Below are 14,432 nucleotides of genomic sequence, written 5' to 3'. Positions count from 1 at the left end.
GGCCGATCCCCACCGGAGTCCTGTACGGCAGGATGCCCGACGTCAGGTCCATCACGGCATGGGAGCCGATCACCTTCCGGTGGGGGATCGGACTGCCGCTGCACCGTGGCCAGTTGCGGTTCGGTGGTCGTGAGTGGTTGCCTGTGAGGTGGTGTCAGGTTCCGCGACGCTGGGCTCCAGAGTGCCGGGTTCTCAAAAAGCCAGGTCCAGGAGCGTCAGCCGAATGCATGGCGCCGACGTCATGTCTGGGGAGAGGAATTCATGGTCTCGACCGCTGTCCTGATCGGGTTGATCGCAGCTGCCTTTGGAGCGGGGTGGGTCAATGCCGTGGTTGGTGGTGGTGGATTGATCATGCTGCCCTCGCTGCTGGTGAGTCTGCCCCGGGAGGTTCCAGTGGCAAGCGTCGTCGGTACCAACAAGACAGCTCAAGTGGTGGGAAACATCACTGCCGGGGCATCGTACCTTCGCAGGCAACGCCCGACTTGGCGAATCTTCCTGTGGGCGGCGTTCACCGCGTTGCTGGGCGCGCTGGCCGGGGTGCGCGTGCTTCGTCTCATGTCTCGCGACGTCTACACCCCCATTCTCCTGGTGGTACTCGTCGTCATCGGTGTCTTCACCTGGCGGCGCCCCACGATGGGGGTCAAGGTCAACGAGGCCGACCAGGGCGGGCACCCATTGCTCATGGCGATCATCGGATTCTTTCTGGGGTTCTACGATGCTGCGATCGGTCCAGGGGTGGGGACGTTCTGGGTGCTCGCCTTCGTTGCCGTGGGCGGTTACAGCTTCCTGCGCGCCTCGGGTATGGCCAAGATGTGCAATTCGGTGACGAACCTCGTGACGATCGTCACGCTGGCACTTCATGGGGCCGTGTTGTGGCACGTGGTCTGGCCACTCGTCATTGCCAATGTCACCGGCGGACTCGTGGGAGCCAGAACCGCGCAGAAACATGGTGACAGCTTCGTGCGCAAGGCATTCCTCGTCGTCATTGCCGTGCTGGGGGTCAAGCTGCTCGTCGAGATGATCTGGGGCGGGTGAATTCACGCTGAGCGCCAGCCGCTGATCCGCGGTCGGTGTTCACTGATGCCAGTCACTCACTTCATGATCGCGCAGGAGGCGTGCCGGCGACGGCCTACGAGGGGCCTGCCCGTACGGTATGTCAGCCAGTACGGCACGTCGGGGCTCACACCCAGCCGGGCCAGGTCGGGGTCGCCGCACCCAGCTCACCCAGATGGGTGAGCTCGTCCGCCATGAGTTTCACGGCATCGGCGCGCTTCCGACTCTGCGTCGCAGCGGTGACGCGTCCAGCCGCCGAGATGACGTTCTCCTGGAGCTGTGCCCACATGGCTCGCGTCGCAGCGGGGTTGGCCGGTCGTCCGGGCATGGAGTAGGCCGGGTTGAACGGTGTGGGCGTGGCCGATGCGTCGCGCACCTGCTCATGGATGCTCGTGCGCAAGGTGCGCAGCTGCTCGCGGCGTTGCGAGCCCCACTCGTGCAGGGTGGCATCGGTGGTCTGGCCGAGTCCCCACTCCAGCCCGCCCAGCATCGCGTTGATGTGACTGAGCAGCACCTGCTGGGCATCGACCACGGGTTCCTCGTCGATCTGTACCAGCCAGATGTCGTCGAGACGAGCCGCCGGAGCCGTTGAGGAGTTGCCGGCGAAGACGCTCAGCGATGCCCACAGCAGTGCCAGGGAGGGATCATCTGCACTGACGGCGTGGGTGCGATACCACGCGGCCGTCTCCCGGCGTGTCCTGCGCAGCGAGTCAAGGGTGGGCGACTCGTCCGGGGTGGGGGAGGAACTGGCTTTCGCAGGGGTGCTCGAAGCCTTGGTCGCGGCCTGGGCATCGAATGGGTCGTCGGCGCCCAGCACGGCTGCGTGGCGGCGATGGGCTGCTGCCAGGGCGTTGAGTTTGGCACGGTTGGCGGCGTCCGCACCAGCCACGGCGGTGGCAAGGTCTGCGAGCTGGTTCTCCTTGTGTGCCCCGGCAGACAGGTCGTTGCGCACCTGGGGAGTGAGCTGTCTGCCCCCCGGTGCTTCCTTCTCACCGCGATGTTTTCTCGCTTTCGGATCGGGTGCACACCCCGCCAGTGCGAGTGCTGACATTCCCAGGGCCGTCCCGATGACCTGACGGCGTGACCACAATCCCATGACTGGCATTTTATCGCCGTTGGGCCACGGCCCGGCACTGGTGGAGTGCGCGTCATGAGTGTTCTCACGAAGTTCGTTAAGATGGCGTGGACAATCATGACGACAACAGGACAGGCTTGAGGCTATGAGCAGTGACAGGGTGAGGGCCGTGGTGGCCCCGATTCTCGATCAGTTGGGGTTGGAGCTGGACCGCATCGATGTCGTTCCTGCGGGTCGACGCCGTGTCGTCAAGGTGACTGTCGATGGAGACGGCAAGGACGGTCACGGCCCCGATCTGGACGAGATCGCCAAGGCCACCAATGCGATCTCCCATGGCCTGGACGACGCCGATGCGATGGGGGAGTCCCCCTACACCCTCGAGGTGACGAGCCGTGGGGTGTCGACCCCACTCACCGAACCCAGGCATTTCCGCCGCAATGTCACCCGGTTGGTCAAACTGACCCTCGCGGGCGAACCAACCGAACAGCTGCTCGGTCGCATCCTCAGTGCCGACGACGAGAAGATTGTCGTGCAGGTCGAGGCTGCCAATTCCAAACCCCACAAACGCGTGTACGACGAGCGCATGATCGACCTGACGCAGATTCAGCATGCTGTGGTTCAGGTCGAACTCAATCGCCCCACCGACACTCAGGAGAACTGAACATGGACATCGATCTGGCCGCACTGCGAATGATTGAACGTGAGAAGGAGATCTCGCTCGACTTCCTCGTCAAGACCCTTGAGGACGCGCTGCTCAACGCCTACGGCAAGACCGAGCATCCCGTCAAGGACGCTCGAGTCGACATCGACCGCAAGTCGGGCAATGTCGCCGTCATGGCCCCGGAGAAGGACGACGAGGGCGAGGTCGTTGGATGGTACGACGCCACCCCGGACGATTTCGGCCGGGTTGCTGCCTCCACGGCTCGCCAGGTGATCTTCCAGCGGCTGCGTGAGGCCGAGGACGAGCACAAGTACGGTCGGTTCTCCGCCGTGGAGGGCGACATCGTCACCGGTGTGGTCCAGCAGTCCTACCGTGACACCCGCACCGTCCGAGTGGATCTGGGAGGGCTCGAGGCCATCATGCCGCCCGATGAGCAGGTGCCGGGCGAGGACTACCGCCACGGGCGTCGGCTGCGAGTCTTCGTCGTGGCGGTGCGCAAGGAGATGCGTGGTCCCCAGGTGGTCGTCTCGCGTACCCACCCGGATCTGGTGCGTCGGCTCTTCACCATGGAGGTGCCCGAGATCGAACAGGGTGTGGTGGAGATCAAGGCCGTCGCCCGTGAGGCGGGACACCGCACCAAGATCGCCGTCGTGTCCCACAACGAGAATGTCTCGGCCAAGGGCGCGTGCATCGGCCCGATGGGCCAGCGAGTACGCGCCGTCATGCACGAACTGGGCGAGGAGAAGATCGACATCATCGACTGGTCGGAGGATCCGGCCCGATTCGTCGGGGAGGCTCTGAGCCCGGCCAAGGTCAAGCAGGTGACGATCGTCGATCCCAAGGTACGCGCTGCTCGTGTCGTGGTGCCGGACTACCAGCTCTCTCTTGCCATTGGCCGTGAGGGGCAGAACGCACGACTGGCAGCTCGCCTCACCGGGTGGCGGATCGACATTCGTCCAGACACCCCGGTCGCCCCGGGCACCCCGGTCGATGGAGCACAGCCGGGAATGCGACGTCCAGCTCAGGGCTGAATCACGGCCAGGTGCGAGCAGAGCCAGTCAGGGGATGCAGGGTGACTGAACCAGTACGCACGTGCGTCGGGTGTCGTCAACAGGACGCCCCCGGCGCCATGGTGCGCTGCGTGCTGGACGGATCCCTCGTGATACCCGACGTCTCGCGCACGACTCCGGGACGTGGGGCCTGGCTGCATCCCCGGCAGACGTGCCTGACTGCTGCACGACGTGGGGGATTCGCTCGATCGTTCCGCCGCGCCGTCCACGTGAGTGACGATCTTGCCGCGGTGATCGAGTCCTGCTGAATTGAGCTGGCAGGGGCCGATTGACTACACTGGGCCGTACATGTCTGTCGGAGAGTCCGGCAGCCTCACCGAACGTGCCCGGATCATCTGCTGGGCTTGAGAGAAAGTGGGCACACGCTCATGACCACTCGATGAGTTCGCGACAATGAGTATCCACGTCAAGCAGTTGGCCTGAGTCCTGACCGGACCAGGCCCGAAGGAGAGTAGTGGCCAAGGTCCGCGTTTATGAGCTCGCCAAGGAGCTCGGACTGACAAGCAAGCAGCTTCTGGGGAAGCTGAACGACATGGGAGAGTACGTCAAGTCTGCGTCCTCCACCTTGGAGACTCCGGTGGTGCGCCGGGTCTCCGACTACGTGACCAAGAATTCCGACGCCCCGGCGGCGAAAACACCCAAGCCCGGCAAACCGGCCCCCAAACCCGGTGCGTCGGTCAAGAAGGATGCCAAGCCGAGCCGTCCCCATTCCGACAAGGGCGGTGCGAAGTCCGCAACCGGGAAACAGGATGCTGGCAAGTCCGGTGCTGCCAAACCAGTTCCGCACCCGACTCCACGCAGTGTGCGTCCCGGGGCACGTACTGCCCCTTCGACGGCATCGTCGGCGGCGGCCCGGACGTCTGCGACACCACGTCCCGGCCTCATGAAGGCCAAGCCCACCACGTCGCAGGACAAACCTGCTGCTGAGCCCAGGCCCAGTGCAAGGCCGGGGCCCAAGCCGACTCCGAAACCCGGTAAGGCATCGCAGACCGGCAAGGCCTCCCGCGGCGAGAACACGAAGTCCGATGGCAGGAGGCCCACGTCGGAGGGTGCTGGAAGGCCAACTCTGTCGTCGGTCAAGCCCGGGCCACGTCCGGTTCCCGGTCCGCGGCCATCATCGGCAGGACGCTCCGGGCCCAAGCCCGGTCCTCGTCCCTCCAACGGACGCCCCGGCCCCGGTGGACACGCCAAGGGCGGTCGGCGCTCCGGTGCTCCCCGCCCGGGCAACAATCCGTTCGCCTCCAGCCAGGGAATGGGTCAGCAGCGTCATCGTTCCGACGGTGGTCAAGGTCGTTCCGGATCCGGCCGCGGTGGATCGCGGTCGGGCGGCGATCGGATGCCACGCCCGGGCGGCGGCTCTGGCATGCCGCGCCCCAACCCGGCCATGATGCCCAAGCATCAGTCCAAACAGCTCGGCCAGAATGCCCCGAGCCGTGGCGGTGGTCGCGGTCGTGGTCGTGGTGGCTCTCGCCCAGGTGGCTTCGGCGGCGGTTTCGGTGGCCGTCCCATGGGTGGCCGCGGTGGTCGTCGTGGTACCCAGGGCGCCTTCGGACGCGGCAATTCGCGTCGCGGTCGCAAGTCTCGCAAGCAGCGCAGGCAGGAGTTCGACGAGATCAAGGCACCGCTGGTTGGCGGTGTGCGTATCCGCAAGGGTGATGGCCAGACGGTGCGCCTGCGTCGTGGTGCCTCGCTGTCCGACCTTGCCGAGAAGATCAACACCGATGCCGCACAGCTGGTGCAGGTGCTGTTCAACCTCGGCGAGATGGTGACGGCCACTCAGTCGGTGCCCGATGAGACCCTTGAGGTCCTGGGCGCCGAGCTCGACTACAACATCGTCGTCGTCTCCCCGGAGGACGAGGATCGTGAGCTGCTCGAGTCCTTCGACCTCGAGTTCGGTGAGAACATCGGCAGCGAGGAGGACCTTGCAGCACGTCCGCCGGTCGTCACCGTCATGGGCCACGTCGACCACGGCAAGACCAAGCTGCTCGATGCCTTCCGCGACACCCATGTGGTGGAGCGTGAGGCTGGCGGTATCACCCAGACCATTGGTGCCTACCAGGTGGACACCGAGGTGGACGGTCAGACCCGTGCCATCACCTTCATCGACACCCCTGGTCACGAGGCGTTCACGGCCATGCGTGCCCGCGGTGCCAAGTCCACCGACATCGCGGTGCTGGTGGTCGCGGCCGATGACGGCGTCATGCCCCAGACGATCGAGGCACTCAACCATGCCAAGGCGGCCGATGTGCCGATCGTGGTGGCCGTCAACAAGATCGACAAGCCCGAGGCCGATCCGAACCGGGTGCGTGGTCAGCTCACCGAGTACGGTCTGGTGCCTGAGGAGTACGGCGGCGAGACCATGTTCGTCGACGTCTCCGCCAAGCAGGGCACCGGTCTCGACGAGTTGTTGGAGGCCATCGTCCTCACGGCCGATGCTGCTCTCGATCTGCGTGCCAATCCGGACATGCCGGCCCAGGGCGTGGCCATCGAGGCTCACCTGGACAAGGGCCGTGGCCCGGTGGCGACGGCACTCATCCAGCGCGGAACCTTGCGGATCGGTGACTCGATCGTGGCCGGTTCGTCCTATGGACGTGTGCGTGCCCTCATCGACGACCAGGGCAGCAACGTGGACGAGGCCGCTCCCTCCACCCCGGTGCAGGTGCTCGGTCTCACCTCGGTGCCCGGTGCCGGCGACAACTTCCTCGTCGTCGACGACGACCGGATGGCTCGTCAGATCGCCGAGAAACGTGCTGGCCGAATGCGTGCCGCCCAGCAGGCCCGTATGTCGCGCCCGAAGACCTTGGACGACCTGTTCAACCAGCTCAAGAAGGGCGAGACCGAGGAACTGTTGCTCATCCTCAAGGGTGACGGTGCCGGTTCCGTCGAGGCGCTGGAGGACGCACTGGTCAAGATCGACGTCGGCGACGAGGTCAGCCTGCGTGTCATCGACCGCGGTGTGGGTGCCATCACCGAGACGAACGTCTCCTTGGCATCGGCCTCCAACGCCGTCATCATCGGCTTCAACGTGCGCCCGACGGCCCATGCCCAGCGCATGGCCGATGAGGAGAACGTCGACATCCGGTACTACTCGGTCATCTACGACGCGATCAACGAGATCGAGGCGGCCCTCAAGGGCATGCTCAAGCCGATCTACGAGGAGAAGGCGATGGGTACGGCCGAGATTCGCCAGATCTTCAAGTCGTCGAAGGTCGGGACGATCGCCGGTTGTATGGTCTCCGACGGTGTCATCAAGCGCCACGCCAAGGCACGTCTGGTGCGCGACGGCACGGTGGTCAAGGAGACGGAGATCAACACCTTGCAGCGTGAGAAGGATGCCGTCACGGAGGTCCGCGAGGGGTACGAGTGTGGTGCCACACTGACGAACTTCTCCGACCTGCACGTGGGTGACGAGATCCAGTGCTACGAGATGGTCGAGATCGCTCGCGACTGAGTCCAGTGATCATGACGGGGCCGTCCGATCCGAGGATTGGGCGGCCTCTCGCCACATCACCATGCCTTCACCGTCCATGCACCATGGCGGTTCCTCGACTGTCTTGGCATTTCCACGACTACCAAGAAGGGACGCCCGCCGGGAAACCTGCGTGGTGTATGGAGCCTGAGCACCATGGGACTGGGAGCCTCGACATCGCGGCGAGCTGCTCCTGATATGAGGGTCGGTGTGGTGGTCGATCGCGCTGAATGATCGGGACATGCCGCGGGTGTGGCAAGATGGACAAGCCGTTCACCCCCCCCGTTGCGGTCAATGAGGAGAGATCATGAACACACCGAATCCACGTGTCGCCAAGTTGGCCGATCAGATCCGGGTTGTGGTTGCCGCGACCCTGGAGCGCCGCGTCAAGGATCCCCGGCTCGGCTTCGTGACGATCACCGATGTGCGTCTGACCGGGGATTCCCGTGACGCCACCCTGTTCTGGACTGCCATGGGCAGCGACAAGGAGATCGCCGACACGGCTGTCGCCCTGGAATCGGCCAAGGGAATGCTGCGCTCCACCGTCGGCAAGCGGCTCGGCCTGCGCTATGCCCCCACCCTGACCTTCGTGCGTGACGCCACCCCGGAGACCGTCAAGTCCATCGAGGACGCTCTGGCCCGGGCTGCTGCCTCTGATGCCGAGATCGCACGCCGCTCAGCGGGGGCCACGCCTGCCGGCGAGACCGATCCCTACCGTCACCGTGACGAGGAGGAGTGACGCGCCAGCTGCCGACATGACGTCGGTGGCCCCGGGGCAATCAGCCCGAGATCACCGCGTGACTTGAGACAGGCCAGCTTGTTGAAGCCCCTCCCGAACCGGGATACTGGCTTCGATGAATACTCTCCAGTCTGGCATCCTCGTCGTCGACAAACCTGCCGGTGTCACCTCCCACCAGGTGGTGGGGCGAGTGCGTCGCCTCATGGGCACCCGCAAGGTCGGACATGCCGGAACCCTGGACCCGATGGCCACCGGGGTTCTGGTCATCGGGGTCAATCGCGCCACCCGAATCCTTGGCCATCTGTCCCTGCGCGACAAGGACTACACCGCCACGATGAGGCTGGGGGAGAGCACCGTCACCGACGACGCCGAGGGGGATGTCACCGGCACCACCGACGCATCCGGGATCGACGACGCGGCGATCCTCGCTGCGATGGCACGCCAGACCGGTGAGATCCAGCAGGTTCCGACCGCCGTCAGCGCAATCAAGATCAACGGTCAACGTGCCTACGCCAAGGTGCGAGCCGGGGAGGACGTCGTCCTGCAACCCCGCGCGGTGACCGTCTCCCGCTTCGATGCCACCGAGACACGACGCCATGACGAGATGATCGACGTCGACGTCGAGGTCACCTGTTCCTCCGGCACCTATGTGCGGGCCCTGGCCCGTGACGTGGGCGCCGATCTGGGAGTCGGAGGTCACCTCACGGCGCTGCGGCGCACCCGGATCGGACCTTTCGACCTCTCTGCGGCGTGTCCCGACATCTTTGCCGATGATGCCGACGCCCCGGCCCCAATGACGATGGCCGAGGCTGCCAGGCTGAGTTTCCCGGTCGTCGAGGTCACCGATGACCAGGAGGCTGCCATCCGAGTCGGACGGCGTGTGGACATGATCGTCCCCGCCGACGTCACTGCGATGATCGCCGGAACCGGAGAGATGCTGGCTCTCTACCGACCAGATGGCGAGAGAAGGGGGCAGAGCCGCGCGATCTGCGTGCTGGTCTGACCGCACGCACGCAAGTGCGTTTGGGGCCGTCAGGATGCAATCCGGCTGCCATCGGCAGGTGAGGCGTCCCACACGGCTTTGTACCATTCGGCACCTGTGCAGCTGACGCAGAGCAATTTCTGAGTATTCGCCGAAATTGATTCAGATCGGCGACAATTCCTTCTGGTTGCAGGTGCAAATACATCATGATACCTTCAAAAGGTACTTTGCTCTGGGCTTGGCGTGATTTTTTGCGGCCCACCGCCCGTGACGCGAAGTCGTGGTGTCCTCGTGATCCGCATGAGTTGCTTCCAACTGCCCCTCCTTGACCCCATAGCCCATGTGAAAGGTTGCCGTACGACGTGGATTTGGTTCGAGCTTCCCATCTGTACAAGGTTTTCGGTAAACACGAACGAGAAGTGATCGAAAGACTCAAGGCAGGGGAGTCTCGGGAAGATCTGGCCCCTCTTGGCACGGCGGCTGTCATCGACGTCAGCTTCGAGGTCGCCAAGGCAGAGACCTTCGTCGTCATGGGCCTGTCAGGTTCCGGGAAGTCCACCCTCATCCGGATGATCAATGGGCTGTGGGCCCCCTCCGAGGGCACCGTCGAGGTCGCCGGCAAGGTCGTCTCCGACATGAATGACGCCCAGTTGCGCGAGTTGCGCCGGGACCATGTGTCCATGGTCTTCCAGCACTTCGCACTGCTTCCTCACCTCACCGTGCGTGAGAATGCGGCCTACGGTCTGAAGCTGCAGGGCAAGCTCAAGTCGAAGGACCGACTCGAGAAGGCCAATGAATGGCTGCACACCGTGGGCCTCAAGGGATGGGGTGACAAGTACCCCCATCAGCTGTCCGGCGGTATGCAACAGCGAGTCGGTCTGGCCCGTGCCCTCGCCGCGGAGACCGACATCCTGCTCATGGACGAGGCCTTCTCGGCCCTTGACCCGCTCATCCGCCGCGAGATGCAGGACCAGCTCCTCGAGCTGCAGAGCACCCTCAACAAGACGATCATCTTCATCACCCACGACCTCAACGAGGCCATGTACCTGGGCGATCACATCGCGGTCATGCGCAACGGTCGAATCGCCCAGATCGGCACCTCCGACGAGATCCTCACCCAGCCGGCCGACGACTACGTTGCGGATTTCGTCCAGGACGTCGACCGTAGCCGAGTGCTCACGGCATCGGCGGTCATGCGCCCCACCGAGGCTGTCGTCTCCGGGTCGGCGGACCCCCGACGTGTCCAGCGCATCATGGATCAACACGACTGGGTGGGCGTCTTCGTCGTCGACGAGCACCGTCGTCTGCTCGGCATGGTCGGTGACCAGGAAGTCACCGAGGTGGCCCGTCGTGGGGATCGCAGCATTGCGGCGGCCGTCGAGACCGGCGGCATCCTCACCGTGCGCACGGACACCCCGCTGTCGGAGTTGTTCGCCCCGTCGAAGGACGCACGAGTGCCCTTGGCCGTCGTCGACGAGGACTTCCACCTCATGGGAGTCATTTCCCGAATCGCCCTGCTCGACTCCATGTCAAGGTCCCAGGACAACGCGTCCGACGGATCGGTGAGGTCCTTGGAGGACACCGGGAAGTTGCCCGTCATCAAGGACGCCGGAGACCCCGTCGGTCTCTCGCCAGTTGACCAGACGACGACCGCTGCCACCCCGACCATCGAGAAGGAGGCCTGATCGAGATGAGCTTCAATTTCGCCAACCCCCGTATTCCGTTGGGAAGCTGGATCGAAACCTTCTTCGACTGGTTCCAGCACGCCTTCGACTGGCTCATCACCTTCACCAATGTCGTCATCGGTGGCATGTACGACGGGCTCAACCTCGTCCTGTCCAAGCCGCTGTACCTGGTCATGATGGTGATCCTCGCCGCCATCGGCTGGGCCTGCGCCAACTGGAAGGTGGGCCTTTTCGCGCTCATCGGCTTCTACCTGGTCCGGGCCATGGATCAGTGGAACAACACCATGCACACCCTGTCCCTGGTCGTGGTGGCCGTGATCCTGGCCCTCATCCTGGCGATTCCGCTGGGGATCTGGGCTGCCAAGTCGAAACGGTTCTCGGCCATCATCAAGCCGATTCTCGACTTCATGCAGACGATGCCCTCGCTGGCGTACCTGGTCCCGGTCATCGTCCTCTTCGGCATCGGCCAGGTTCCCGGTGCCATTGCGACGATCATCTTCGCCCTGCCGCCTGGCGTGCGATTCACCGAGTTGGGCATCCGCGGCGTCGACACCGAGACGGTGGAGGCCGGCGCAGCCTTCGGTGCCAGTCCGCATCACATCCTGTGGCGCATCCAGATGCCGTTGGCCATGCCGACGGTGATGGCCGGCGTCAACCAGGTCATCATGCTGGCCCTGTCCATGGTCGTGCTGTCGGGCATGGTCGGCGCCGGTGGTCTCGGTGGTGATGTCGTCGCGGCCCTGTCCCAGGTCGACATCGGTCTGGGCATGGAGGCTGGACTGGCAGTGGTGATCGTGGCCGTCTACCTGGACCGCATCACCAACGGACTGGCCAATCGCACCTCGCTCGCCCGGGCGCAGCGTGCCAACTGATGACAAACAGCTGAACGCAGGAGGACGACCGAGTCCCATGCAGAACACGAACACGAGGTAACAATGATGAGCACAGGTATGATTCGACGCAAGGTCATCGCCGTGACCTCCATCCTGGCGATGGGGGCCCTGGCCCTGTCCGGTTGCGATGCCTCCAACAGTGGAAACGGAGAGTCCGGCAGCTCTGACACGAGTCCCAACAACGTCAACACGAAGTGGGCCGACTGCACCCCGGGCGAGGGGTCGAAGGACACGACGTCCATGAAGGCCGATGGCAAGAAGAACATCACGATTGGCGCCTTCAACGGCTGGGATGAGTCCTTCGCCACCGCCGGGATCATGAAGAACGTCCTGGAGAAGGACGGTTACAAGGTGACGATCAAGGGCTTCGACGCCGGCCCAGGCTATGCTGGACTTGTCGCCGGGGACATCGACCTCATCACCGACGGTTGGCTTCCCCTGACCCACGCCGACTACGTCAAGCGCTACGGCGACAAGATGGAGAACCTTGGCTGTTGGTACGACAACGCCAAACTCACCATCGCCGTCAACAAGGACTCCAAGGCGAAGACCATCGGCGACCTGAAGTCGATGGGCGACGACTATGGCAACACCCTCTATGGCATTGAGGCGGGTGCTGGACTGACCAAGGTGACCCAGCAGTCTGCAATTCCGAAGTACGGTTTGAAGAACCTCAACTTCAAGATCTCGTCGACACCGGCGATGTTGTCCCAGCTGAAGAAGGCCACTGCCGCCAACCGTGACATCGCGGTGACGCTGTGGCGTCCGCACTGGGCCTACGGCGCCTTCCCGGTCCGCGACCTCGAGGACCCCAAGAACGCCATGGGTGACGCCGAGGTGATCTACAGCTTCGCTCGTCCGGGCTTCGAGAAGGACTTCCCGAAGGCCGCTCAGCTGATGCGCAACATGGCTTTCGACGACAAGACGCTTTCCGATCTTGAGGACACCATGTTCTCCGCGGACAAGTACGGTGGCAAGAACCAGGAGAAGGCCGTGGCGGAGTGGACCTCGCACAACGAGGCGTGGGTCGACAAGCTCAAGTCCGGTGAACTCACCGAGAAATGATCGACAGGACGGGCCGCCCCAAGGTGGGCGGCCCGGTTCGCGTCCGACGCGGTGAGGTGCCTGCCAATTTCACGGGGGACGACGTTCAGTGATGATCGTCGAATTCGGGTCATGGGCGGTTGTCACCATAGAATGACGGGCGTGTCTGTTCCCGAAGAATCGCCAACCGTCGTCATCGGAAACTTTGATGGTGTGCACCGTGGCCACCAGGCCCTCGTCCAGCAAGCCAAGAAGCTTGATCCGGACGGTCATGTCGTCGTCGTCACCTTCTGGCCCCATCCACTGACCGTCCTGGCCCCTGACCAGGCCCCAGCCCTGCTGTGCCCGTTGGAACGACGCATTGACTGGCTGACGGAGGCCGGTGCCAGCGAGGTGCGCGTGGTCAATTTCACCCCGGAGATCGCGAAGTGGTCCCCGGCGGACTTCGTCGAGCGGATGATCACCCCTCTGCAGCCCGAGCACGTCCTGGTGGGCCAGAACTTCCGCTTCGGGCGTCACGCCGTGGGCACCCCGCAGGCCCTATCCGAGATTGGCCATGGCCGCTTCGAGGTTCATGCCATGGATCTCGTCGCCATGTCCGGTGTCACGGTGTCGTCGACCCGGGTTCGCGAGATGGTGGCAGCCGGTGATGTCGCTGAGGCCGCCAAGCTGCTCGGGCGCTCCTTCGAGGTCGGCGGTGTCGTCGTCATGGGGGACCAGCGCGGACGCGAACTGGGATTTCCGACGGCCAACCTCGTCCTGCCGGAAGGACGTGCCGTTCCTGCCGACGGGGTGTACGCCGGATGGTTGGAACCCAGTAGTGGTCCGGACGCCGGTCGCCGACTTCCCGCTGCGATATCGGTGGGGACCAACCCGACCTTCGACGGTCTCGAGCGCCGAGTCGAGACCTACGTCATCGATCGCGATGATCTCGAACTCTACGGGGTCGACGTCACGGTCACCTTTGCCGAGCACCTGCGTGGGCAGGTCAAGTTCGACGGCGTCGAGCCGCTGATCGCGCAGATGACCGACGACGTCGACGCGGCCCGCAAGATCCTGGCCTGAGGCGGGCATCACGCCGGCAGCCAATGGACCGGTACGGGGTGCGAACGCCGCGCGGCTACCCAGTAGGCCATGTTGCCGCTGGCCACGTGCCGAACGGCCATTCATTCGCGGTTCGTTTCCGATCCGTGGTGCGGCCCAGGTGATCTGGCCGGAACCTTCGTCGGACCGGATACACCAGGCTGGGCACACTCTCTGCATGAGGCGCTTGGCTGCTGCTCGGCACACGCGAATTCGCGCTTGGTGAGCAAGAGCTGATACTCTTATTCAGTTGCCGTCAGAACGGCCGCGGTCTCACAAGAGTTCCCTGCACACCGAGCATCGGGAACGCCGCGCAACGGATGGAAAGGGAGTATCAGACATGGATGCTGCCACGAAGAAGCACATCATCGAGGAATACGCGACTCACCCCGGCGACACTGGTTCCCCGGACGTCCAGATCGCGCTGCTGACGCGCCGCATCGCCGAGCTCACCGAGCACCTCAAGTCGCACAAGCAGGACCACCACTCCCGTCGTGGCCTCATGCTCATGGTCGGCCAGCGTCGCCGCCTGCTCAACTACGTCGCCAAGAACGATATCGAGCACTACCGTGAACTCATCGCCCGTCTGGGCCTGCGCCGCTGAGCTAACATGCATCCTGCTTCGGCCCTGCCGGTCGAGCCGGGATCGGATTCTTTGCTCGCAGGGGCCGCTCCTTC

The 14,432-nt window shown here is 64.3% G+C and carries 13 protein-coding genes; 12 read left to right on the top strand and 1 reads right to left on the bottom strand.

Annotation, left to right across the window (positions count from 1 at the left end):
* Window positions 1-261: 261 nt before the first annotated feature.
* The gene (locus tag CKV91_RS07910; protein WP_021104659.1) at window positions 262-1,035 is read left to right on the top strand and encodes a sulfite exporter TauE/SafE family protein; all 774 of its coding nucleotides are present in this window, start codon (window positions 262-264) and stop codon (window positions 1,033-1,035) included.
* A 145-nt stretch (window positions 1,036-1,180) separates the two neighbouring features.
* Here the strand turns inward: CKV91_RS07910 and CKV91_RS07905 are convergent, their stop codons facing one another.
* Window positions 1,181-2,149 (bottom strand): DUF4439 domain-containing protein, encoded by a 969-nt coding sequence (locus tag CKV91_RS07905; protein WP_021105600.1) that lies wholly within the window; start codon window positions 2,147-2,149, stop codon window positions 1,181-1,183.
* A gap of 124 nt (window positions 2,150-2,273) precedes the next feature.
* Between CKV91_RS07905 and rimP the strand changes: the two genes are divergently transcribed.
* The 11 genes from rimP to rpsO all read left to right on the top strand — a co-directional run bounded on the left by rimP (window position 2,274) and on the right by rpsO (window position 14,358).
* Window positions 2,274-2,789 (top strand): ribosome maturation factor RimP, encoded by a 516-nt coding sequence (gene rimP / locus CKV91_RS07900; RefSeq protein ID WP_021105599.1) that lies wholly within the window; start codon window positions 2,274-2,276, stop codon window positions 2,787-2,789.
* Window positions 2,790-2,791: 2 nt separating this feature from the next.
* Complete coding sequence (nusA, locus tag CKV91_RS07895) at window positions 2,792-3,820, top strand: transcription termination factor NusA (protein ID WP_065860535.1); 1,029 nt, start codon at window positions 2,792-2,794, stop codon at window positions 3,818-3,820.
* A gap of 41 nt (window positions 3,821-3,861) precedes the next feature.
* A complete protein-coding gene (locus tag CKV91_RS07890) occupies window positions 3,862-4,107 on the top strand; it encodes a YlxR family protein (RefSeq protein ID WP_231933733.1) in 246 nt (81 codons plus the stop codon).
* Between the two features lie 206 nt (window positions 4,108-4,313).
* On the top strand, window positions 4,314-7,310 hold the full coding sequence (infB, locus tag CKV91_RS07885) for a translation initiation factor IF-2 (RefSeq protein ID WP_021104664.1): 2,997 nt from the start codon (window positions 4,314-4,316) through the stop codon (window positions 7,308-7,310).
* Between the two features lie 325 nt (window positions 7,311-7,635).
* Complete coding sequence (gene rbfA / locus CKV91_RS07880) at window positions 7,636-8,067, top strand: 30S ribosome-binding factor RbfA (RefSeq protein ID WP_021105596.1); 432 nt, start codon at window positions 7,636-7,638, stop codon at window positions 8,065-8,067.
* A gap of 115 nt (window positions 8,068-8,182) precedes the next feature.
* Window positions 8,183-9,070: a tRNA pseudouridine(55) synthase TruB gene (gene truB, locus CKV91_RS07875; protein ID WP_021105595.1), complete on the top strand. Its 888-nt coding sequence runs from the start codon at window positions 8,183-8,185 to the stop codon at window positions 9,068-9,070.
* A 329-nt stretch (window positions 9,071-9,399) separates the two neighbouring features.
* Window positions 9,400-10,734 carry a quaternary amine ABC transporter ATP-binding protein gene (locus CKV91_RS07870; protein WP_036957408.1) on the top strand — a complete coding sequence of 445 codons (1,335 nt, stop codon included), beginning with the start codon at window positions 9,400-9,402 and terminating at the stop codon, window positions 10,732-10,734.
* Between the two features lie 5 nt (window positions 10,735-10,739).
* On the top strand, window positions 10,740-11,606 hold the full coding sequence (locus CKV91_RS07865) for an ABC transporter permease (RefSeq protein ID WP_021105593.1): 867 nt from the start codon (window positions 10,740-10,742) through the stop codon (window positions 11,604-11,606).
* Between the two features lie 78 nt (window positions 11,607-11,684).
* Window positions 11,685-12,692, top strand: a complete 1,008-nt coding sequence (locus CKV91_RS07860) for a glycine betaine ABC transporter substrate-binding protein (RefSeq protein ID WP_021105592.1) — start codon at window positions 11,685-11,687, stop codon at window positions 12,690-12,692.
* Window positions 12,693-12,803: 111 nt separating this feature from the next.
* Window positions 12,804-13,736: a bifunctional riboflavin kinase/FAD synthetase gene (locus CKV91_RS07855; RefSeq protein WP_231933731.1), complete on the top strand. Its 933-nt coding sequence runs from the start codon at window positions 12,804-12,806 to the stop codon at window positions 13,734-13,736.
* A 358-nt stretch (window positions 13,737-14,094) separates the two neighbouring features.
* Window positions 14,095-14,358, top strand: a complete 264-nt coding sequence (gene rpsO, locus CKV91_RS07850; RefSeq protein ID WP_021104670.1) for a 30S ribosomal protein S15 — start codon at window positions 14,095-14,097, stop codon at window positions 14,356-14,358.
* The last annotated feature ends 74 nt before the right edge of the window (window positions 14,359-14,432 follow it).

The sequence above is a fragment of the Cutibacterium granulosum genome, from assembly GCF_900186975.1.
In the GTDB taxonomy this organism is placed as follows: Bacteria; Actinomycetota; Actinomycetes; order Propionibacteriales; family Propionibacteriaceae; genus Cutibacterium; species Cutibacterium granulosum.
Note: the sequence above shows the minus strand (reverse complement) of the source record. Positions and strands in the feature narration are given on the sequence as shown.